The organism is Vibrio sp. MarTm2, from assembly GCF_027587055.1.
GTDB classification, from domain to species: Bacteria; Pseudomonadota; Gammaproteobacteria; order Enterobacterales; family Vibrionaceae; genus Vibrio; species Vibrio sinaloensis_D.
On sequence record NZ_JAPPTK010000003.1, the window covers coordinates 262,940 to 283,215 of the forward strand.

Below are 20,276 nucleotides of genomic sequence, written 5' to 3' on the forward strand. Positions count from 1 at the left end.
CCAAAAAGAGCCACCTTGCGAGGTGGCTCTTTACACTGTAAAGCGTGAGAAGGATTAGGCGATCAATTTTGTGAGCTTTCGCAGTGATTGATACGCCGCCGTTTGCTGCTCTTTTGCTTGGCAGACTGAAAGTAGGTCATCAATAAAATGGCTCAGCGCTCTGGCCTCCACTTTTCTTACCCCTCTTTGCTGCGTTTCTGTCAGGTAGTCATAAACCGACGCCGCACCAAAATCGCCGAAAATCATCTCACACTCTTGATTGATTAATACGTTGTGGGCATAGAGATCGCCATGGCAAACCTTGTTGTCGTGCATGTGATTGAACACGTCCACCATTTGATCGACGATCTTCTCAATTTGTCTGACCGACAAGCGAAACTCTGGTTTGAACACATCGCGAGTGCAGGTTTTCAGTGTGGGTGGCAAACCAAGGTTGACGTAGTTATCAGGGATTAGCTTCATCACCAAAGCAAGAGATTCAGCGTCATCCACCAAACCAATCGACGCCACCAAGTTGTCATGCGAACCCGTTTGTAGACAGGCTTGCAACTCATCTTGTGGGTAGCCGTCGCTCGTGACTTCGCCTTTAAACACTTTGACTGCGACTTGATCAGGAAAATCGTAGCGGCGATCTAGCCAATCGGCGTGCGAGATCACACCAGAAGCGCCTTGACCTAACACATGGTTGAGTCGGTAACTGTCAGGCGAGACTCGCGGAACCGTGGCGGTTGTCACGGTTCGCTCACAGAACGGGTTGCCAGCAAACGCCATCCACGCCAGTTTAGGCAGAGTTAACAAGACATCAGGGAAGTGGGTGAGCTGATTGGCGGACAGTCTCACCAATTCAAGACTCTCTAACTTATCAAAACTGGTGGGCAATACCTTGATCATGTTTCCAGCCAGCGCCAGTTTTTGTAGACGTGGTCGATGACCGAGCGCCTCTGGAAGTTTCTCAATTTGGTTGTCGGTCAAAATCAGCCAACGTAGCTGCAGAGGCAGCGCATCGCCTGATACGCGGGCGATCTTGTTACTTTTGAAGCCAACCATCTCAAGCTGCTTACAACGTCCGAGCACCAAAGGTAAATGCGTAAAGCGGTTTTGGGAGGCGAAAACAATGGTCAGTTTAGGCAGTTCGGCTAACCAGTCGGGGAGGTCGGTCAGTAAGTTGTTTGATACATCTAAGATTTCCAGTGAATCGGCCAAAGAGAGGATCTCGTCGGGTAGCTCAGTAAGCTGCTCTGAGAGTTTAAGCCGATGTATGCCGCGTAACTCGCCGCGTTTGAGTTGTTCTACTGTATGCAAACTGACTGCCTATAAGTGCTCGTGAATAGGAAAAGAGCGCGTATTCTACGCAGGTTGGATACAAAAGGCGAGGTGGAGGCTAGGCTCAACAATTAAAAAGCCGAGTGGGTAAACACTCGGCTTGGCAGGGGAGGTAAGGTTATAGGAACGCCTTATATGGCAATTCTGGCTCATTTTTAAAGATGTCTTTGAAGCCACGGAAGTGTTGATAATGCATGCGTCCTTTGTCTGTTGGGTAAGTGTACTTACCACCAACCTGCCAGAAGAATGGAGCAAAGCTGTACTGAAGACGATCTTTTTTCATGTTCCATAGCACTTCAATTTCTCTAGGGTCATTCTGGAAGTTGGCCCAGATGTCGTGGTGGAATGGCATAACGACCTCACAGTCTAAAGACTCGGCCGCGCGAAGAATATCCGATGACGTCATTTTATCAGTGACACCACGAGGGTTCTCGCCATAAGAAAGTAACGCGACATCAATCTGGTACTCGTTACCATGTGAAGCGTAGTAGTTTGAGTAGTGTGAGTCACCAGAGTGATAAACGGAACCGCCCGTTGTTTCGATCAAGTAGTTGACGGCACGTTTGTCCATTCCATCCAAAATCTCTTTATCATATGACGATGTGCCTTCTGGAAGCGTAACCAGTGCCGTGCGGTCAAATGAGTCGAGAACGCGGATCTTCATGTCACCTACTTCTAATACATCACCAACTTTCGCTACCACACAACGCTCTTCTGGAACGCCCCAGCCCATCCATAGGTCGACACAAGCTTGTGGACCAATGAACTTGACGTGCTCAGGGCAGTTTTGTAGAACCGCAGCGGCAACGTTGACGTCAATATGATCAGCGTGGTCATGAGAAGCAAGTACTGCATCGATCTCTTTGATGGCAAATGGGTCAAGTGGGAAAATGGCAGTACGCAAGTTTGGTTGAAGGGCTTCCACACCACCCATACGCATCATCTGATGCTGGTTTTTCATGAACGCATTCTTTTGCGTTTTCTTACCAGTACCACACCAGAAGTCGATCGAGATATTGGTATTGCCTTCGCTCTTAAGCCAGATCCCAGTACACCCTAGCCACCACATAGAGAATGTATTTGGTTCGACTACCGTATTTTCGATCTCCTCGTTTAGCCATGTCCCCCATTCAGGGAAAGTGCTTAAGATCCAAGATTCACGAGTTATTTCATTCACTTTGCTCATAACAGTACCTTTAATTTCACGATATTTGATTTATTTAGGATGTAGGGAGCTAAGCGTCTTAATGCGAGATTAAGACACTGAGCAATTTGTTGTGTTAATTATCTATTTGGCGGCGTTAAACCAGAATGACTTGTGTTCCTTGAGCTTCAATCGCTTTGACAACGTCAGGATTGGCATCTTTGCCTGTTATAACGATATCAATCTTGCTCGCAGGGCAGAAAACCATCCCTGTTCTTTGGCCCACTTTCGAACTATCTACCACCACGACTAACTTATCGATTTGCTCAAGCATTTGCTGCTCTGCTACTGCGGTAAGCATGTCTGCTTTGTAAAGCCCCGCTTCAGTTAAGCCTTTGCCTGAGGTAAACATCCAGTTACCCGCATACCCTCCAAGTGAATTGGGAGCAGGGTTAAGAAAGATGTTTTGCGCTTTATTGTATTGGCCACCAATAATGATCACGTCGTCATGATCCTCATTGATTAGATAGCTCGCCAACGGAAAGTAATTGGTGACAATCTGTACGTCTTGGCCACACAGTCTTTGACCTAGCAAAAATGCGGTTGAACCACAGTTGATGACTACACTATCGCCCGAGTCACATAATTCAGCTGCGCGTAACGCTATAAGCGACTTCTCTTCATAGTGATCAGTGCTGTTGATGTTTAGCGGTGACCACTTTTTCTTTTGGTTCTCAATACGTTCAGCACCGTTACGAACTTTACGCAGTTTTCCCAACTCATCGAGCTTTGAAATGTCGCGACGAGCTGTCGCAGGAGAAACATTAAAGCTGTTGATGATGTGCGAAACGTTGATGGTCTCATTTTCTTCTAGCAACGACAAAATGCCGTTGTGTCTTTGTACTTCGTTCATTCTTATCACCTATTCAAGCTTGTGATTACTTGGTGATTGCTTGTGATTTGTTTTGATTCTAATAATCATCACTTTGATTGTCAAATAACCACGAAATAAAAATATGCCACAACTCACAAATTAATTTAAGTTATTGATATTTAATGATTTTGTATTTTTGGGTGTGATCGGTGACCCAAAAACAGCCATTGAGATAGAACAAAATTGATAAAAATCAAAATAATCACAAATGAGCATTGAATGATTACTTTTGATTGTTAAAGTTTAGTTCGTGAGCAAAAGAGAGCGTTTTTCATACGATGAATTGAAAACGTTCGGTCCTACCAACCAAATAAAATTACAAATACTATTAGGGGTAAAGATATGGAGTTCTTATACGACATCTTCTATATATTTTACAGCCAAGTAATGACCAAAGCCCCCTTGCTGCTTGGTCTCGTTACTTTTATCGGCTACTGGCTGCTGAGACGCGATCCGACGACGATTATCAAAGGTTCAATCAAAACGATTGTAGGCTTTATGCTCGTCCAAGTTGGTGCGGGCACACTAGTTAAAGGGTTTAAACCCGTTATTGAAAAGTTGTCGGAGTATCATGGATTGACGGGATCAGTTATTGACCCATATACAACCATGATGGCGACAATGGAAAACATGGGAGACATGTATTCCTGGGTTGGCTATGCGGTACTACTCGCGTTAGGCCTTAACATTCTTCTCGTCCTTTTCCGCCGCTTCACGGGTATTCGCACTATTATGTTGACTGGCCATATCATGTTCCAACAGGCTGGTTTGGTTGCGGTTTTCTACTTCATTCTTGGTGCCTCCATGTGGGAGACCATCCTATATTCAGCAGTATTAATGGCACTGTATTGGGGTATCTCTTCCAATATCATGTTCAAGCCTACTGAGGAAGTCACAGGTGGGGCTGGTTTCTCTATTGGTCACCAACAGCAGGTTGCTTCTTGGATTGCGACTAAGGTTGCGCCAAAACTAGGTGATAAGAACGATAGTGTAGACCATATCGAACTGCCTAAATGGCTGCATATCTTCCATGACAGTATTGCGGCAACAGCGATTGTTATGACGGTTTTCTTTGGCATCATCTTGCTGTCGTTTGGCCTAGATAACCTACAAACAATGGCGGGTAGTACGCACTGGACAATCTATATCCTAGAAACGGGCTTGAAGTTTGCCGTAGCAATTCAAGTTATCGTTGCTGGTGTTCGTATGTTCGTTGCTGAATTGTCAGAAGCATTTAAGGGTATCTCTGAGCGTGTGATTCCAAATGCAGTATTGGCTATCGATTGTGCTGCCATCTATGCGTTTTCTCCTAATGCCATGGTATTTGGCTTTATGTGGGGTGCGATTGGTCAGTTCTTGGCCGTTGGCGCGCTGCTACTTACTGACTCTCCAATCATGATCATCCCTGGCTTCATACCTATGTTCTTCTCGAACGCGACAATTGGTGTATTCGCTAACCACTTTGGTGGCTGGAAAGCGGTTATGAAGATCTGTTTCGTGATGGGCATTATCGAAGTGGTTGGCTCTGCTTGGGCTATTCAGCTGATTAGCAACCACGGTGTTGAATTCAGTGGCTGGATGGGCATGGCTGACTGGGCTCTCGTGTTCCCACCTATCTTTGCCGGTATCTCTATGTCAAAAGCCTTCTTCTGGGTATTAGTGGCACTGTCATTGGTATACATGTTCTTTGCTTCTAAGCAGCTTCGAGCAGAAGAAGATGCACAAGGCGTTGTTTCTGTTACAGAAGAGCCTGAAGTGATTGAAGCGGTAGAGCAAGCAATCAAAGCGAGCGATGGCGTTCGCCCAGTAAGCATCTTAGCGGTATGTGGTAATGGCCAAGGCTCTTCAATGATGATGAAGATGAAGATTGGTAAATACCTAGAGAAAAAAGGTATCCCTCATGTCATGGACTCATGTGCCGTATCTGACTACAAGTCCAAGCTTGCATCGACTGACATCATAGTCTCATCGAAACACTTATCTGCAGAAATGGAGCCAGGCGAAGGTAAGTTTGTCTTGGGTGTACAAAACATGCTCAATCCGAACTCTTTTGGTGATGAGCTACTAGACATCATCGATAAGAACTTCGCGGGCGCAAAGTAACGTCTATGAATAACAACCAATAACGAGAATGAAGTGCCAGTTATGGCTGGCACTTAACTGGAGATAGAACAATGGGTTTTAAGCAATCACTGATCGACAACAACTCAATCAAACTACAAGCCTCTGCTTCTAATTGGCGTGAAGCGATCACCATTGGCACTGACATGCTGACCGCATCTGGTGCGATTTTGCCAAGCTACCATGAAGCGATCATCAACAGTGTAGAGAAACTAGGCCCTTACATCTGTATTGCACCTAACTTGGCACTGCCTCACGCGCGCCCAGAAGATGGCGTTATTCGCACGGCTTTTGCGCTCGTTACTCTTGAAGAGCCAGTGTTCTTCGAAGGTGAAGATGAGCCTGTTGATGTGCTGATTACGTTAGCTGGCAGCTCTTCTGATGAACATATGGAAGGCTTAATGGAAGTGACCACAGTACTTGATGACGAAGAGAGTGAAACGGGCGTTGATCTTAACAAGTTGCGCCGTTGTCGTACTAAAACTGATGTGTTTGACGTTATTGATGAAGCGCTAGCGGAAATGGCGTAAGGAGAAACTATGTATAGCGCACTAAAACAACGTGTTTTTGAAGCCAATCTCAAGCTGCCCAAATACGGTTTAGTGACCTTCACTTGGGGAAACGTTTCGGAAATAGATCGCGAACTCGGTGTATTGGCAATCAAACCTTCTGGTGTTGAATACGATGCCATGACCGCAGACGACATGGTTATCGTGGATTTAGAAGGCCAGATTGTTGAAGGGAAACTAAATCCTTCGAGTGATACAGCGACGCATATTGAAATTTATAGAGCGTTTCCAGAGGTTGGTGGCGTAGTGCACACTCACTCACGGAGTGCCACTATCTGGGCGCAGGCTGGGATTGATATTCCCGCACTCGGTACGACTCATGCCGACTACTTTTACGGAGATATTCCCTGCACCCGCAAGTTGTCTCACGATGAAATTTCAGGAGCTTATGAGAAAAATACTGGGCTCGTTATCGTTGAAGAGTTCAAGCAACGTGGCATTAAGCCTATGGCAGTTCCTAGCGTGATTGTGGCAGGGCATGCGCCATTTTCTTGGGGCAAGAACGCGAATGATGCGGTTCACAATGCCGTGGTACTGGAAGAGATTTCGGCAATGGCGCTGGCGACTCGCTCGTTGAATAGCGGCATTAAAATTCAGCCAGAGCTCTCTGACAAACACTACCTGCGTAAACACGGTGAAAATGCTTACTACGGCCAGCGTTAATCTTTGTTGGAGGAAGAGCCCATGTACAAGGTATTAGCATTAGATTTGGATGGAACAGTGCTGACAGATGAACACACTATCCATCCTGAAGTTAAACGTGCGATTCAAGAAGCTAAGCAGCATTGCAAAGTTGTCGTAGTGACAGGGCGCCACCACACCGCTGCGAGACCCTATTATTACGAGCTTGAACTAGATACTCCAATCATATGTTGTAACGGTACGTACGTTTATGACTACGCCAATGAGAAGGTTCTCAAGCAGAACTCGATTGATAAGGAAGATGCGCAGATCTTCATCGAGTTGGCGCGTGAGTTTCAGGTCAAAATGGTGATGTACATTTCTGACGCCATGACTTACTCCAACTACAACCCGATAACCTACATGCAAGCTTTGGAAAGTTGGGCGAAGTCTGCACCAAAAGCCCACCGTCCGAAAATATACAAGGTTGACTCATTTAGTGAAACAGCAAAACAGACAGAGCATGTATGGAAGTTCGTTGTTGAGGGATGCCCAAGCTCAGTGGAGAGATTACTGGAACACCCTTGGGTTGAGCGACAGTTTAACGGCGAGCGCTCTTGGTCAAATCGAATTGACTTTGCCGCAAAAGGAAACAGCAAGGGCCTCCGTCTTGCTGAATATGTCTCGGAGCTTGGTTACCACGCAAATCATGTGATCGCGGTTGGCGACAATCACAATGATATCTCAATGCTTCAATACGCCAATTTAGGTGTCGCAATGCTCAATGCCGACGACACCGTGAAATCACACGCCAAACTCGTGTGCTCGACAGATAACAATCAAGATGGCTTGGCCCGTCTAATACGTGAAAAAATTAAAGGATAACGATAATGACAAAACCAATGATTCAAATCGCCCTAGACCAAACTAACTTACCTGCAGCGATTGAAGTGGCGAACAATGTTGAAAGCTTTGTTGATGTGATTGAAGTGGGCACTATCCTCGCATTTGCTGAGGGCATGAATGCGGTTTCGACTCTGCGTGCTAATCACCCTGACCATATTTTAGTGTGTGATATGAAAACGACAGACGGCGGAGCCATTCTAGCCAAAATGGCCTTCGAGGCGGGAGCTGATTGGATTACTGTTTCCGCAGCGGCACACATTGCAACCATAGAAGCGTGCAAGAAAGTCGCGGATCAGCACAAGGGCGAAATTCAGATTGAGATCTACGGTAATTGGACAATGGAAGATGCTCAAGCTTGGGTCGATTTAGGTATCTCGCAAGCGATTTATCACCGTTCTCGTGATGCAGAGTTGGCAGGAGTTGGCTGGACCGAACAAGATTTGGCAAAAATGCGTGCCTTGTCTGAACTCGGTATCGAATTGTCGATCACTGGTGGTATCGTGCCTGAAGATCTTTACCTATTTGAGGGTATCAAGGCTAAAACCTTTATTGCGGGTCGGGCTCTAGCGGGTGAGCAGGGTAAGCAAACCGCTGAAGCACTTCGTGCTCAAATTGACCGCTTCTGGAACTAGGAGTTGTCTATGTATCAAAATCTTCAACGCCACCGAGTCGGTTTGTATGAAAAGGCCCTACCTAACGAGCTAAGTTGGGAAGAAAAGCTTAAAACGACCAAAGAGCTAGGATTCGATTTTTTAGAGATCTCTGTGGATGAATCTGATGAACGTCGCAGCCGCCTAGACTGGGATGATGAAACCATTTATGCCCTGCGTCATCAGTGCGAACGTTATGGGGTTCCTCTTCAATCGATGTGTTTAAGTGCTCATCGCAAGTACCCGTTCGGCTCGGCTGATCCTGAAACTCGCGAGCAAGCCTTACTGCATATGGAGAAAGCGATCTCATTGGCATACAAACTTGGCGTGCGTACGATTCAGCTAGCAGGCTATGATGTCTATTATGAGCCAGCTAATCAAGCGACTCACCAGCGGTTTATTCAAGGAATGAAGCAGTCAGCGAAGCTAGCTGAAAGGGCCGGTGTCATGCTTGCTGTCGAGATCATGGATACCGACTACCTGAATTCGTTAAGTAAATTTGAGGTATTAAGCCGAGAGGTCGATTCTCCTTATTTTACGGCTTACCCTGACGTTGGTAACATTTCTGGTTGGAACTACGATATCGTAACTGAGCTGAAATTGAGTAAACCACACATTACTCAAATTCACCTAAAGGACACCTATCGAGTTACGTCAGACTATAAAGGGCAATTTCGCGATTTGGTTATCGGCGAAGGCGAGGTCGATTTCAACTCGATATTCGATACCCTCAAGAAGACAGAATGCGTCGTCCCTTTGGTCATTGAAATGTGGGCTCAGGATGATAATTGGAAACAGAATATTCTCACTGCTCAGCGTCGACTAAATCAAGCGTGTGAACATGCTGACTTGCCAAAGCTATTTGCAGCTTAGCATTGAATAAAGGTGCCTAGAACAAGGGCACCATGCTCCGGCGCTCAATAGATCGCCATTCATCCCCTTTATGGGATAGTGCAGTGCAAGCCCCCCGTATTGCGCTGCACATTTTCAATCGAATGCATAAGATTTGACTTCAAGTCTGAGTTGGAGCACAGTTGCGCTGACTTTCCTATCTATAAGCTGCAAACAAGAATGAAACTGCTTCACTTACAACTGTTTTGGTACGAAAAACACCACACTCTACTGGAGATGGAAGATCTACCAAGCTTAACTCCTACCCAAGAACAAGAGCTCAAAGAGTGGGTGAAACAGCGCCGAAAAATTCTAAGTTATGAAGTCCACCAACAGACTTGGGTAAAAGTAAATGTTGATGGCTTTGCCTCACAGATCAGGCTCAACCCAAACGGCACTTTGTCGGAGAAAGATCTCTTCAGCGACAAATCGCTTCAGGGCTTGTGGAAAGTGATGGAAGGCTTCTTGTTTATAAAAGTCATAAGCGGTGAATTTATCGTTGAGTATCAAATCGTTGGCAGCAATCTAGAAAACATTCACTGCGGTATTGAATACATCAACGGTAAAGTTAGCACTTACAGTAAGTTTATCGTGACGAAATAGGCAACGTTGGGCGTCGCTTTTAGACCATGCCCAAAGTGCCACTGTTTTCAATTCTTTTGGGCACTTAGCTGTCGATAGCTTAATAGGGATAACAGAGCAAAAAAGGCAGGATCGCTCCAACCGAAGCCAACAAAGATTCCTGTAAACCCAGCGTAGCTGGTTATAGCGACACCAAGCAGGTTGGTGACAAGCAGTGCTTTGAGTAGCTGTTGCATTGTCTCTTTGTGCTCAATTGTTCTTAGAAACAGGCTTACTGCCGCTACACCACCGAGAAAGATACTTGTGTGTTGAGACAGAAAGTAAGCGTACTTATCGTTAATCTCAACGCCATACATTGGCCACATAACAGTTGGTAGAAAAAACAGTGCGAATGCAAACACAGTGTAGATGCTGCCGTGCAAGGTTAAAAACAATCTATTCGTCATAGCGGTTCCTTACAGGCCAACTGGCCCACGATTGATTTCAGTCAGTGGCTGATTGATGTCAAAAATAACGCCACGTACTTCTGCTACGCCCATTTCTTTCAGTCTCGCAGCATGCATGTCTAGGTAATTTTGTGCGCTGACCTCATCTTGGAAAAGATAGATACCACCACCTAGCTTCTCAGATTCGTTTTCTGTCCAGATTTTCCAGATCATACCGGGTTCTTGATTAATTGACTCCGCTAGACCAACCAATGCTTTAGACATCTCTTCGCCCATAGGGCCATGATATTCAAAATCGACTTGTAGTAGTTTCATTTTAGTTTCTCCGATTGTTGTCTGTTGTGAACGCGTATTGCTGTTCGATGGAGATATTGTTGTCTATATAAATTGAACAGAAAAGTTCATAATATTGCGTATTAATGTCTAAAAAATCGACAGGTTGTGTAATGAGGTTGAAAAGTACACTTGAGCAATGGGTAACGCTGAAAGAAGTGGAGAGGGCGGGCAGTATTCAAGCCGCGGCTTTGGCTTTAAACAAAAGCCATACCACTCTGATTTACTCGATCAAAAAGCTTGAAGATCAACTGGGCGTTAAGCTGGTGGAGGTGAAGGGAAGACGGGCGACAGTGACTGAACATGGCCGTTCGCTGCTTAGAAGAGCGAGCAGTATGCTCGAACAGGCAAGAGATCTGGAAGACTTAAGCCAACAAATTTCAGCGGGTGTCGAGTCAGAGATTACCGTTGCGATGGATCACCTCTGCGACCCGAGCCTGCTCTATCAACCGATGGCAGAGTATCTTAGTCGAAACAGTACCACCTCGATTCAAGTAGTAGAGACTTCGCTGTCTAAAACGGCTGAAATGGTGACCAGCGAGCAAGCGGATATTGCGATAATTACTTTGCCGGTAACCAACTACCCTGCCGAAGCTTTTTCGATGACGAGTATGTTGCCTGTTGTCTCAAGCAAACACCCACTCGCAAGTCAGAGTCAGGTTTGTATGGTGGATTTTGCCACTCATTGTCAGGTTGTCATTCGCGATCTAGGGGCTACTCAGATTGAGAACAAAGAGCAAAATGTTGGTTGGTTAAAAGCGAATCAGCGGATAACCGTCGACAATTTTGACCATGCATTTCGAGCGGTGGAGCAAGGTGTCGGTTTTTGCCGTTTACCAGAGCATATCATCAAGTCAAGAAACACAGGCCAGCTAAAGGTGCTTAAAGTCGAGCACAATGAAAAATATCAAGTCCCGTTGCATATCACGCTACCGAAGGGAGCCAAAACGGGCCCGGCTGCCAAATGCTTCTACGAATTGTTATTAGCAAAATCGGCAAAAGGCGAATCTTAACCTCTGAAAACATAACAGTGAGTCATTACTGACAACCACCTGTTTACGTCGATATGACGCAGAAGGTGACCCATCACACGCCGTGTTAATTTAGTGATTTAATCTTTTTATAAGCCGACATTGGTATGCGATATTTCGATGGTAGTTTTAAGATTAACGGGTAAGTGATATGAGAAGCGAAAAAGAGAAAATGCTCGAAGGTGAGCCTTATGAAGCGTGGGACGAAGAACTGTTCAACGAACGTATTGAGTGCCGTAAGGTGTTGCAAACACTAAACAATAGCATTCCAAATACCCCAGAGTGGCGAAGCGCTGTCGACCGTTTGATTCCGGATTCCGAGGGGGCGTATCTCGAGCCGCCATTTCGATGTGATTACGGCTCTAACATAAAACTCGGCAAAAACTTCTACGCTAACTTTAACTGTGTGGTGTTAGATGTCGCTGAAGTTCATATTGGAGATAATGTGCTGTTCGCGCCGAATGTACAAATCTACACGGCAGGTCACCCATTAGATGTGAAAGGGCGAGTAGAAGAGGGCGTTGAGTTTGGGACGCCGATTACGATTGGTGATAACGTGTGGCTCGGCGGCGGCGTGATCGTGTGTCCGGGTGTTAACATTGGTGCTAACAGTGTTATCGGTGCAGGTAGCGTAGTGACGAAAGATATTCCTGCGAATGTTGTTGCGGCAGGCAACCCGTGCCGTGTTATCCGTTCGATTGATCAAGGTGATGCTTAGCATCTAACCCTCTTGATTGGCGTTTTGATATTTGGACTGCCGTATAGGGTCGGCAGTCTTCTTCCCCTTTCTACTCGCCTTTGTGCCTGTCTGGCTAAGTTGACCGTTTAGTTCTACTACACTTTAGTGTAATCCTCCCTGCCCAAGCTACGCCAATTTAAAAATGCCCCACCCAATTATCCTGCCAACGGGAGCAATAGCACTGAGCATGGCACTGTTTTAATCACTTGGCGCATAGCGATTCATCGAAGTATTACTACCTCCGTTTACATCTTTAAACCTATTGTCACTGGACAACGGATAGAGCAAATGTGTTCTAAATATACGCTTAACATTATTTTGTTTGTGGATATAAAGTTATGATTTTATTGATAAAGTCAAATTTTTATCTTTGTTGTAACGTTTTCGCGGCAAATTTGTCGTTAAGTTTCTATAAGTTGGGGTTATTGGTTTTGTTTATGCAATTTAGTGTTTATATTTCTGGCCCCAATTTTTGGGCGAGAAAACTTATCGTTTAATCGGTGCATTCATAGTGCAGGCTTGACGACATAGCTATGAATGTGGCGAAAAACTTAAACCTAAAATAAAAAATCATAAGGTTAAGCATGAAAAAGCTCTTCTTAGTGACCGCGATTGTATCGGCACTTTCTCTACCAGCGACAGCGGCAAATCTTGGCTCGGATACCGTCAAGACGAGTAAACAATTTGGCAATGATAATGTTGAAGGCTGGTTTTACACAAACCCAGATGCAACTCAAGAATACGAAAAAGGCCATGCCAGTATGACGGTAAAAAATGGCAATCAGAACGTAGAGTTGATGTTTTATCGCAATTCTCTTCAGTTTCGTTCCACACGTCTGGATGAAAATGGCGACCCAGTGAAAGAAAATGGCAGAACGGTTGAAGATGTTATTTACGTTCCTACTTTGTCGTACGACTTTGCTAAGTCTATTGCAGAGTCTGCAGCTGCATCAGCTGCCTCATCTAAAGCTGATAAGTCTACAGTAACATCGTTGCAGAACCAGCTAGTGACCAGTTCCAACGCTGTTTCGAATGAGTCAACCGCTCGCCAAGCTGCTGATTCTCAATTAGATAGCCGTATTTCTGCAAACACTTCAACCATTGCTGACGTTAATACGAAAGTAAATACTCATATTGCAACACAAGCGACCAAAGACTTAGCTCAAGACTCCGCCATTGTTAGTGTTGATACAAAAGTGGACACTCACATCGCAGCGCAAGCAACAAGGGACTCGGATCAAGACTCGGCGATTGCTAGTGTTGATACAAAGGTAGACAACCACATCGCAGCGCAAGCAACAAGGGACTCGGCTCAAGACTCGGCAATTGTTAGTGTTGATACGAAAGTGGACAATCACATCGCAGCGCAAGCAACGAGGGACTCGGCTCAAGACTCGGCAATTGTTAGTGTTGATACGAAAGTGGACAATCACATTGCAGCGCAAGCAACGAGGGACTCGGCTCAAGACTCGGCAATTGTTAGTGTTGATACAAAAGTAGACAATCACATTGCAGCGCAAGCAACAAGGGATTCGGCTCAAGACTCGGCAATTGCTAGCGTTGATACAAAAGTGGACACTCACATCGCCACTCAAGCGACCAAAGACTCCGCACAAGATTCAGCCATTGCAAATGTCGACACCAAAGTAAGCGATCACATCACAGCTCAACAAACGAAAGATACGACACAAGATGAGGAGATTGTTGCAGCGAAACAAGCCACTTCTCATGTTGGCGCCAAGCTAGATGATCATATTGTTGCTCAAGAACAGATCAACACCTTGCGTAACAACCGTATGACAGCGGCAGAGCAAGAGCTTTACTCTACGACATCTCGCTCTATTTCAAATAGCCAGCGTTTGGACAAAGTGGAGAGCCGAGTAAGTTCGCTAGAGTCAGACTTAGAAGGTGTTAAACGTTCAGTGGCAACAATGGCAGCTATCGCTGGTTTGGTACAGCCTAGGTATGTCGGTGACACTATGGTGTCGGTTGGCGTTGGTCATGCGCAAGGCTATGAGGCAGTTGCAATCGGTGTCACCCATAACATGTCAGATCATGTGAGTACTCGTTTTGCGGCCGCGACAGACACCCAGTTGGAACAGGTCACCGCTTCAGCGAGCGTCGGCTTTAGTTTTTAACTTCTTGTATACTCACTTTTGCCAAGCCTATCGAATAGCTCGATAGGCTTTTTTCTACCTACTAAATTTGTCTTCCGTATAAAACAAAATCGACTTGTGTTAGTTTGTGCCCGTCTCTTAGGAATGGGCCCCATGATGGTAAAACGCAAAAAAAGTCGCTCAATCTTCACCTATCTCTACCTCACGGGTGTGGTCAGTATTCTGGGTACCATTACCTTGTTTACCAAACTTACTGACGGCTACATGCTACAAGGAGACATTGATTCTTTTGTTGAGAGCTCTGCCATTCATGTAAAGCGTTACCTCGAAACTGAGGGCGAGCCAGATGGGCTATACGAAAGGCTAAACAGTCAAGACGAGTTGGTGTTCTATAACTACACACTCTCATTGGTGGACAACAGTGAGGTGGCGGGCGAGCGGTGTAAAGAGTGCGTGATGCTTGTCAGTGACACAGGGCCCAAGGTGTACGTTCGTGACGATGACTATTTCTCTTCAGCGCTCCCCATTCCCAACAGCGACAAGTTTTTACTACTGACTGAAATTGAAGAGCCCTCTCACACTCATGAAGAGTGGTATGAGGATGAAGATACGCAGTTTTTTACCGTCCTGTTTACTCTGATTGGTTTGGTGATCGGGCTTCTGATATACACGCCGCTTGTGATGGTCAACCGCCGTGTCAAAAAGCTGCTCCACACGCAGCGCGTCTTTGGTCAGGGAGATCTGAGCGTGCGAGCTGAGCCGAGTGCTCTGTCACCGATGAAAGAGATCGCCGAGAGTTTCAATTACATGGCGGACGATATTGAAGCTCGCGTCAAACAGGCGCAAATCTTCTCTTACGCTATCCCGCATGAGATTCGAACGCCGTTGACGCGCATTCAGATGGCCAGTGATCTGCTAAGGCGAGAGGATACCGTCGATAAAAACGACCTATTTGATCAAATAGACCGTTATATTGGCGATATATCTCTGTTAACGTCAGACATCCTAAAATTGGCAAAGCTGACCAACCAGAATGGAGAAATGCAGCTAGAGCCGACCTGTTTTTCGTTGGTTGAGCTCTGCCAAGATCGCATCCAAGTTACCGCAGAGCCGGGCAGCGCGACGTTTGTTGTTCAACGAGCGTTGGATGACCCTAGGGTCTATGGCTGCGAGTGTTACGCTAAGTTGGTGCTCGATAATTTGATCAAGAACGCGAACAAATATGGTAATGGCGAAGTTGAAGTGTCGATCGAGCAGGATCAAACCTGTTATCTGATCCATGTTGAAGACAACGGTGAAGGTATACCTGAAGAGAAACAAGAAGAAATCTTCATCGCCTTTTCTCGTTTGGATACGAGCCGAAACTTAAATCAAGGCGGCTTTGGTTTAGGCTTGGCGATTGCCAATCAAGCGGCGAAGAATCTTGGCTGGCGATTGGCCGTCAGCCAAAGCCCACTCGGCGGTGCAAAGTTTTCCATCACTATCCCGAAAGCGATAGAAAACCGCGTCGCGTCCACTTGCACGCCTTGCTGATGAGGCTTACTACTCTAATTTATTTCTACATGCCTGCGTACTTTGGCTTGAGAGCTTAAGCTGTCTACCACTTGGGGTAACAGCGACATCGCGATCATGCCTACCATTAAGCTGTATTGCACGGGGGTAAAAGACTCACCGAGCAGTAGCAGCCCAGATACGATCCCCGCCACAGGGTTAGCAATGCCGCCAAAGGTAAAATCGACCACAGACATGCGTTGCAATAACCACACATAAAGGCCGTATCCCAGCGCAGTATTGAGTAACACAACCCAAAGTAGCCCCAGCACGTTGGTCATCGAGAGCTGCTCAATCGCCGCGGCGTATTGGGCGGGTTGAATCATGCTATGGATGATGGCAGCAAGCGTCAGGATTGCGCCGCCCAGAATCAGTTGCCAGCTCAATACTGTCCACCAGTGAATACGCACACCCAGTGATTTGGTTAATGAACTGCCGACAATAATGCAGCTGATCGCGCCAAGCATCGCCGCCAAACCAACAGGATTTAAGCTAATGGAGCGTGGATCAAACAGCATCCAAGCTAGAGCAATCAGTGCCGCCCCACTAATCGCTTGCAGTCGACCCGGGCGTTTTTTGTATCGCAACCAAGTGTAGAGCATCGCGAATACGGGCACTGAAATCATCCCCACCCCAGAAATGGCTGATGGCAGCGTGAGCGCCATAACAAAGATCAGAACAAAGAAGGTGGCAATGTTGATAAAGCCCAATCGAACAAGAACGCCCCAATCTTGCGCCTTAGGTAAACTGGGTTTGAATGCCAGAAGCAGCAGACCTGCAGGGAGCGCTCTTATCGCCCCTAACAACAATGGCGGCCAATCCGCGAGAGTGTATTGGGTAACGGCATAAGTGGTTCCCCAAAAGAAGGCGGGGATCATCGCAAGCAATATGTTCATTATTTATCTTCACATTAAGATACTTCGAGTTAAACTTACTCTTCACATTGCTGTTTGTAAAGTATCTTTATGTTAAGATACTTCGAGTTTTGCTATGGGAGTTAGAGAGAGATTCATGGATGCGATAGATAAAGTGGTGAGCCAGTGGGCTGATGAGAAGCCAGATTTGGATACTCAGCCTATGGCGATCATGGGTCGCTTGATGCGAATTGCAAAGTATATGGAGTCTGAGGTTGCAGAGCTGCACAAGCGGTATGACTTAAAGCTCGGTGAGTTTGATGTGCTCGCGACTTTGCGTCGAAGTGGCACGCCGTTTCGCTTAACGCCTTCAGAGCTGATTAACTCCATGATGCTGACATCAGGCGCTATGACCAATCGGCTCGACAAGTTAGAAGCCAAAAGTTTGATCAGCCGTCAGCACAGTAAAGAAGACCGCCGCAGTGTGACTGTTGAGCTGACTCAAGAGGGGCTGAAGTTGATTGACCAAATCATTGAGGAGCATGTGGGTGTGCAGACTCAGTTAGTCGCCGGACTGAGTCATGAGCAACAGACTGAGCTCAATGTGCTGTTAAAACACTGGCTAGCCCAGTATGAATAACCTGAACTAAATTGTGCCTGAGGGAGAGCCTCGGGCATTTTTTTACTCTCTCTGTGAGCGAGTCGAATTTGCCCTGCGTGACTCGAGGTGCCCTTGTGATATGTTAAGCAAAATACCAAGAGTGGGTGATCACAAGGCGCACCTATGCAGTTAAACACGCTAATTGCTCGCCAAATCGTAGAGCGAGCGACAAAAATTATTCAGTTTCCCGTTAACGTGATGGATGAAAACGGACAGATCATCGGCTCTAGTGACCCCTCCCGTTTGCACCGCACCCATGAAGGCGCGCTGTTAGCGATCCACGACAATCGTACGGTTGAAATCAACAAGACCGTAGCCAGCACCTTAAATGGCGTCAAAGAGGGGATCAACCTCCCCATTCTTCACCAAGAGCTGGTCATTGGGGTGGTGGGCATATCAGGTCAACCCGATGAAGTCAGGCGCTATGGTGAGCTTGTCAAAATGACCGCTGAACTGATTGTCGAACAAGAAGCCATGATGGCGCAGATTCAGTGGAACAAACGTCATCGTGAAGAGTTACTTCTCCAGCTTATTCAAGGCTCTACATTAAACGAAAACCAACTGCTATCAATTGCTGAGCGTTTGGATCTCAACCTTTCTCAACCCCGAATTGCCGCCGCAGTGAAAGTGATCCCAAAAAAAGGGCAACCTTTAACACTGGAGCACCTTCAGAAATTGGTCCACTTGCTCGAGTATCCAGAGCGAAACAATATCGTCGGTATCGTTTCGGTATCGATGAATGAAGTGGTGGTGCTCAAACCCGTTACGCTGGTTGATGGTGTCTGGAATCACATGGAAGAGCGGCGCCGTGTGAAAAAGCTTCTTAAGCGCGTAGAGCAAGAATCGGACTTTTCGATACAGATCGCGATGGGGCAGTATTTCCCGGGGCTGGCGGGTTTAGCGCGTTCTTACGATACCGCCAAAGCAACGCTAGATGGCGCAAAGCAGAGCAAAGATGCCATTCTTTTCTACCAAGATCATAAGCTATCGGTGTTAGTGGGGGGCTTAAAACAAGACGAGTGGAGGCAAGCACAGCTACTAGAACCACTTGTTAAGCTCCAACAGCAAGACAGCAAAGGCACATTACTTAAAACACTCCGCATATTTTTTGACCAAGATTGCGATCTAGCTCAAACTTGTGCAGCGCTACATATTCACCGAAATACACTCCGTTACCGATTAGAAAAGATAGAAGAGGTGACTAATCTAAAAATCAACAAGTTAGATCATAAGGTGCAGTTATATCTAGCCTTAAAATGCTTGTGATTACCATTGGTTTTTTGTGCAAGTTGACTGTTTATGTTGCCTTTTGAATTGATAAATTTGTCACTTTGCATAAAGGAATGTGGCTCGATTCGCTCAATAATAGCCCCGTCCCTACAGACACCCTGAGTGTGTGAAACGACTTCACATACCCTGAGTAAACCAATAATAAACGGAGTTATCATGAGTCTTATCCTAATCTTGCTGGGGGTGATAGCCTTTATCGTCCTCGCAACCACCAAATTTAAGTTACACCCCTTTTTAGCACTCATCGTTGCCGCCTTTTTAGCTGCATTTGCCTATGGATTACCGGCAGATAGCATCGCAAAAACCATCGCTTCCGGCTTTGGCGGTATTTTGGGCTATATCGGCTTGGTCATTGTTTTGGGCACCATCATTGGTGTCATCTTAGAAAAAAGTGGCGCAGCCATTACCATGGCCGATTCGGTCATTAAAGTGCTTGGCGAACGCTCACCAACACTCACCATGAGCATCATTGGCTACATCGTTTCGGTGCCTGTGTTTTGTGATTCGGGATACGTGATTTTGAACTCGTTGAAAGAGTCGCTCGCGAACCGTTTAAAAACCTCCAGCGTGGCGATGAGTGTGGCATTGGCAACCGGTCTCTATGCGACACACACCTTCGTTCCGCCAACACCGGGTCCAATTGCGGCTGCCGGTAACCTTGGCCTTGAATCTAATCTGGGTTTGGTGATTGGTGTCGGTATCTTTGTGGCGGCGACCGCAGCGATTGCAGGTATGTTGTGGGCAAATCGATTCAAAGATGTGGAGCCTGATGGCGGTGATCAGTTAGCTGAAGCAAAACAAGATTGGAAAGAGCTCAAGGCCTCGTATGGTGAACTGCCGACAGCGGGCCAGGCATTCGCACCCATTTTCGTCCCTATTCTTCTGATCTGTTTAGGCTCTATCGCTAGGTTCCCAAGCCTGCCGTTAGGCGATGGCACTTTGTTTGATGTTCTCTCTTTCTTAGGCCAACCGCTAACGGCGCTGATTATTGGCCTGTTCCTGTCTGTTCGCTTACTTAAGAGCGACAACAAAGTGGAAGAGTTTGGCGAGCGTATTAGCCAAGGAATTACGTCAGCAGCGCCAATTCTACTCATTACTGGTGCGGGTGGTGCATTTGGCGCCGTGTTGAAAGCGACGCCGCTCGGTGAGTATTTGGGTACGACGTTATCGGCGTTGGGCGTTGGTATCTTCATGCCGTTTATTGTGGCGGCTGCATTGAAGTCTGCGCAGGGCTCATCAACGGTTGCGCTGGTCACGACTTCCGCATTGGTGGCTCCAATGTTGGCACAACTCGGGCTAGACTCTGAAATGGGACGAGTGCTAACGGTGATGGCGATTGGTGCCGGTGCGATGACGGTATCGCATGCCAATGACAGCTTCTTCTGGGTGGTATCACAGTTTAGCCGTATGTCGGTTGGCTTGGCGTATCGCGCGCAAACCATGGCCACTTTGGTACAAGGCGTGACGGCCATGACGCTAGTTTACATTCTCAGTCTTGTTCTGCTGTAGCAAG

General features: G+C 46.4%; 20 protein-coding genes. 14 read left to right on the forward strand and 6 right to left on the reverse strand.

The genetic code is table 11. The features are described 5' to 3' along the window. Nucleotides 1–54: 54 nt before the first annotated feature. The 3 genes from OH458_RS08760 to ulaR all read right to left on the reverse strand — a co-directional run bounded on the left by OH458_RS08760 (nucleotide 55) and on the right by ulaR (nucleotide 3,380). Entirely contained in the window at nucleotides 55–1,302 is a 1,248-nt protein-coding gene (locus tag OH458_RS08760) for a leucine-rich repeat-containing protein kinase family protein (protein WP_269978028.1), read from the reverse strand. A gap of 139 nt (nucleotides 1,303–1,441) precedes the next feature. Continuing rightward, the gene (gene ulaG, locus OH458_RS08765) at nucleotides 1,442–2,509 is read right to left on the reverse strand and encodes an L-ascorbate 6-phosphate lactonase (protein ID WP_269978029.1); all 1,068 of its coding nucleotides are present in this window, start codon (nucleotides 2,507–2,509) and stop codon (nucleotides 1,442–1,444) included. Nucleotides 2,510–2,624: 115 nt separating this feature from the next. Next, on the reverse strand, nucleotides 2,625–3,380 hold the full coding sequence (gene ulaR, locus OH458_RS08770) for an HTH-type transcriptional regulator UlaR (RefSeq protein WP_039624920.1): 756 nt from the start codon (nucleotides 3,378–3,380) through the stop codon (nucleotides 2,625–2,627). 363 nt (nucleotides 3,381–3,743) lie between these two features. On the opposite strand from ulaR, the gene OH458_RS08775 reads away from it, so the two are divergent. The 7 genes from OH458_RS08775 to OH458_RS08805 all read left to right on the forward strand — a co-directional run bounded on the left by OH458_RS08775 (nucleotide 3,744) and on the right by OH458_RS08805 (nucleotide 9,762). Further along, the gene (locus OH458_RS08775; RefSeq protein WP_039624921.1) at nucleotides 3,744–5,504 is read left to right on the forward strand and encodes a PTS ascorbate-specific subunit IIBC; all 1,761 of its coding nucleotides are present in this window, start codon (nucleotides 3,744–3,746) and stop codon (nucleotides 5,502–5,504) included. Between the two features lie 71 nt (nucleotides 5,505–5,575). Next, nucleotides 5,576–6,052, forward strand: a complete 477-nt coding sequence (locus tag OH458_RS08780; protein ID WP_269978030.1) for a PTS sugar transporter subunit IIA — start codon at nucleotides 5,576–5,578, stop codon at nucleotides 6,050–6,052. A 9-nt stretch (nucleotides 6,053–6,061) separates the two neighbouring features. Beyond that, a complete protein-coding gene (locus OH458_RS08785; protein WP_269978031.1) occupies nucleotides 6,062–6,754 on the forward strand; it encodes an L-ribulose-5-phosphate 4-epimerase in 693 nt (230 codons plus the stop codon). A gap of 21 nt (nucleotides 6,755–6,775) precedes the next feature. Then, a complete protein-coding gene (locus OH458_RS08790) occupies nucleotides 6,776–7,597 on the forward strand; it encodes a pyridoxal phosphatase (RefSeq protein ID WP_269978032.1) in 822 nt (273 codons plus the stop codon). Between the two features lie 5 nt (nucleotides 7,598–7,602). Next, entirely contained in the window at nucleotides 7,603–8,250 is a 648-nt protein-coding gene (locus OH458_RS08795) for a 3-keto-L-gulonate-6-phosphate decarboxylase UlaD (protein ID WP_269978033.1), read from the forward strand. A 9-nt stretch (nucleotides 8,251–8,259) separates the two neighbouring features. Next, entirely contained in the window at nucleotides 8,260–9,141 is an 882-nt protein-coding gene (locus tag OH458_RS08800; protein ID WP_038187862.1) for an L-ribulose-5-phosphate 3-epimerase, read from the forward strand. Between the two features lie 198 nt (nucleotides 9,142–9,339). Next, nucleotides 9,340–9,762: a hypothetical protein gene (locus tag OH458_RS08805; protein WP_004746289.1), complete on the forward strand. Its 423-nt coding sequence runs from the start codon at nucleotides 9,340–9,342 to the stop codon at nucleotides 9,760–9,762. 47 nt (nucleotides 9,763–9,809) lie between these two features. Here the strand turns inward: OH458_RS08805 and OH458_RS08810 are convergent, their stop codons facing one another. Together OH458_RS08810 and OH458_RS08815 are read right to left on the reverse strand one after the other, a co-directional pair. Further along, nucleotides 9,810–10,187 carry a hypothetical protein gene (locus OH458_RS08810; RefSeq protein WP_269978034.1) on the reverse strand — a complete coding sequence of 126 codons (378 nt, stop codon included), beginning with the start codon at nucleotides 10,185–10,187 and terminating at the stop codon, nucleotides 9,810–9,812. 9 nt (nucleotides 10,188–10,196) lie between these two features. Beyond that, nucleotides 10,197–10,502, reverse strand: coding sequence for a monooxygenase (locus OH458_RS08815; RefSeq protein WP_269978035.1), 306 nt, complete (start codon nucleotides 10,500–10,502; stop codon nucleotides 10,197–10,199). A 131-nt stretch (nucleotides 10,503–10,633) separates the two neighbouring features. On the opposite strand from OH458_RS08815, the gene OH458_RS08820 reads away from it, so the two are divergent. The 4 genes from OH458_RS08820 (at nucleotide 10,634) to OH458_RS08835 (ending at nucleotide 15,940) form a co-directional block, all read left to right on the forward strand. Next, the gene (locus tag OH458_RS08820) at nucleotides 10,634–11,533 is read left to right on the forward strand and encodes a LysR family transcriptional regulator (RefSeq protein WP_269978036.1); all 900 of its coding nucleotides are present in this window, start codon (nucleotides 10,634–10,636) and stop codon (nucleotides 11,531–11,533) included. A 169-nt stretch (nucleotides 11,534–11,702) separates the two neighbouring features. After that, nucleotides 11,703–12,269, forward strand: a complete 567-nt coding sequence (locus OH458_RS08825) for a sugar O-acetyltransferase (RefSeq protein WP_269978037.1) — start codon at nucleotides 11,703–11,705, stop codon at nucleotides 12,267–12,269. Between the two features lie 605 nt (nucleotides 12,270–12,874). Continuing rightward, nucleotides 12,875–14,428 (forward strand): YadA-like family protein, encoded by a 1,554-nt coding sequence (locus OH458_RS08830; RefSeq protein WP_269978038.1) that lies wholly within the window; start codon nucleotides 12,875–12,877, stop codon nucleotides 14,426–14,428. A 132-nt stretch (nucleotides 14,429–14,560) separates the two neighbouring features. Continuing rightward, nucleotides 14,561–15,940, forward strand: coding sequence for a sensor histidine kinase (locus tag OH458_RS08835; protein WP_269978039.1), 1,380 nt, complete (start codon nucleotides 14,561–14,563; stop codon nucleotides 15,938–15,940). Between the two features lie 14 nt (nucleotides 15,941–15,954). Here the strand turns inward: OH458_RS08835 and OH458_RS08840 are convergent, their stop codons facing one another. Further along, nucleotides 15,955–16,854 carry a DMT family transporter gene (locus tag OH458_RS08840; protein WP_269978040.1) on the reverse strand — a complete coding sequence of 300 codons (900 nt, stop codon included), beginning with the start codon at nucleotides 16,852–16,854 and terminating at the stop codon, nucleotides 15,955–15,957. Between the two features lie 115 nt (nucleotides 16,855–16,969). On the opposite strand from OH458_RS08840, the gene OH458_RS08845 reads away from it, so the two are divergent. From OH458_RS08845 to OH458_RS08855, 3 genes are all read left to right on the forward strand, one after another. Beyond that, nucleotides 16,970–17,452, forward strand: a complete 483-nt coding sequence (locus OH458_RS08845; RefSeq protein ID WP_269978041.1) for a MarR family winged helix-turn-helix transcriptional regulator — start codon at nucleotides 16,970–16,972, stop codon at nucleotides 17,450–17,452. Nucleotides 17,453–17,596: 144 nt separating this feature from the next. Then, complete coding sequence (locus OH458_RS08850; RefSeq protein WP_269978042.1) at nucleotides 17,597–18,739, forward strand: sugar diacid recognition domain-containing protein; 1,143 nt, start codon at nucleotides 17,597–17,599, stop codon at nucleotides 18,737–18,739. 180 nt (nucleotides 18,740–18,919) lie between these two features. Further along, nucleotides 18,920–20,272, forward strand: a complete 1,353-nt coding sequence (locus OH458_RS08855) for a GntP family permease (RefSeq protein WP_269978043.1) — start codon at nucleotides 18,920–18,922, stop codon at nucleotides 20,270–20,272. Nucleotides 20,273–20,276 lie beyond the last annotated feature (4 nt).

What these genes read in the sequence shown, in the direction of transcription:
- ulaG (WP_269978029.1), bottom strand. Translation starts at nt 2,509, where the DNA reads ATGAGCAAAGTGAATGAAATAACTCGTGAATCTTGGATCTTAAGCACT.
- OH458_RS08815 (WP_269978035.1), bottom strand. Translation starts at nt 10,502, where the DNA reads ATGAAACTACTACAAGTCGATTTTGAATATCATGGCCCTATGGGCGAA.
- OH458_RS08810 (WP_269978034.1), bottom strand. Translation starts at nt 10,187, where the DNA reads ATGACGAATAGATTGTTTTTAACCTTGCACGGCAGCATCTACACTGTG.
- OH458_RS08825 (WP_269978037.1), top strand. Translation starts at nt 11,703, where the DNA reads ATGAGAAGCGAAAAAGAGAAAATGCTCGAAGGTGAGCCTTATGAAGCG.
- OH458_RS08780 (WP_269978030.1), top strand. Translation starts at nt 5,576, where the DNA reads ATGGGTTTTAAGCAATCACTGATCGACAACAACTCAATCAAACTACAA.
- OH458_RS08830 (WP_269978038.1), top strand. Translation starts at nt 12,875, where the DNA reads ATGAAAAAGCTCTTCTTAGTGACCGCGATTGTATCGGCACTTTCTCTA.
- OH458_RS08820 (WP_269978036.1), top strand. Translation starts at nt 10,634, where the DNA reads ATGAGGTTGAAAAGTACACTTGAGCAATGGGTAACGCTGAAAGAAGTG.
- OH458_RS08845 (WP_269978041.1), top strand. Translation starts at nt 16,970, where the DNA reads ATGGATGCGATAGATAAAGTGGTGAGCCAGTGGGCTGATGAGAAGCCA.
- OH458_RS08850 (WP_269978042.1), top strand. Translation starts at nt 17,597, where the DNA reads ATGCAGTTAAACACGCTAATTGCTCGCCAAATCGTAGAGCGAGCGACA.
- OH458_RS08805 (WP_004746289.1), top strand. Translation starts at nt 9,340, where the DNA reads ATGAAACTGCTTCACTTACAACTGTTTTGGTACGAAAAACACCACACT.
- OH458_RS08775 (WP_039624921.1), top strand. Translation starts at nt 3,744, where the DNA reads ATGGAGTTCTTATACGACATCTTCTATATATTTTACAGCCAAGTAATG.
- OH458_RS08790 (WP_269978032.1), top strand. Translation starts at nt 6,776, where the DNA reads ATGTACAAGGTATTAGCATTAGATTTGGATGGAACAGTGCTGACAGAT.
- ulaR (WP_039624920.1), bottom strand. Translation starts at nt 3,380, where the DNA reads ATGAACGAAGTACAAAGACACAACGGCATTTTGTCGTTGCTAGAAGAA.
- OH458_RS08855 (WP_269978043.1), top strand. Translation starts at nt 18,920, where the DNA reads ATGAGTCTTATCCTAATCTTGCTGGGGGTGATAGCCTTTATCGTCCTC.
- OH458_RS08835 (WP_269978039.1), top strand. Translation starts at nt 14,561, where the DNA reads ATGATGGTAAAACGCAAAAAAAGTCGCTCAATCTTCACCTATCTCTAC.
- OH458_RS08800 (WP_038187862.1), top strand. Translation starts at nt 8,260, where the DNA reads ATGTATCAAAATCTTCAACGCCACCGAGTCGGTTTGTATGAAAAGGCC.
- OH458_RS08840 (WP_269978040.1), bottom strand. Translation starts at nt 16,854, where the DNA reads ATGAACATATTGCTTGCGATGATCCCCGCCTTCTTTTGGGGAACCACT.
- OH458_RS08785 (WP_269978031.1), top strand. Translation starts at nt 6,062, where the DNA reads ATGTATAGCGCACTAAAACAACGTGTTTTTGAAGCCAATCTCAAGCTG.
- OH458_RS08795 (WP_269978033.1), top strand. Translation starts at nt 7,603, where the DNA reads ATGACAAAACCAATGATTCAAATCGCCCTAGACCAAACTAACTTACCT.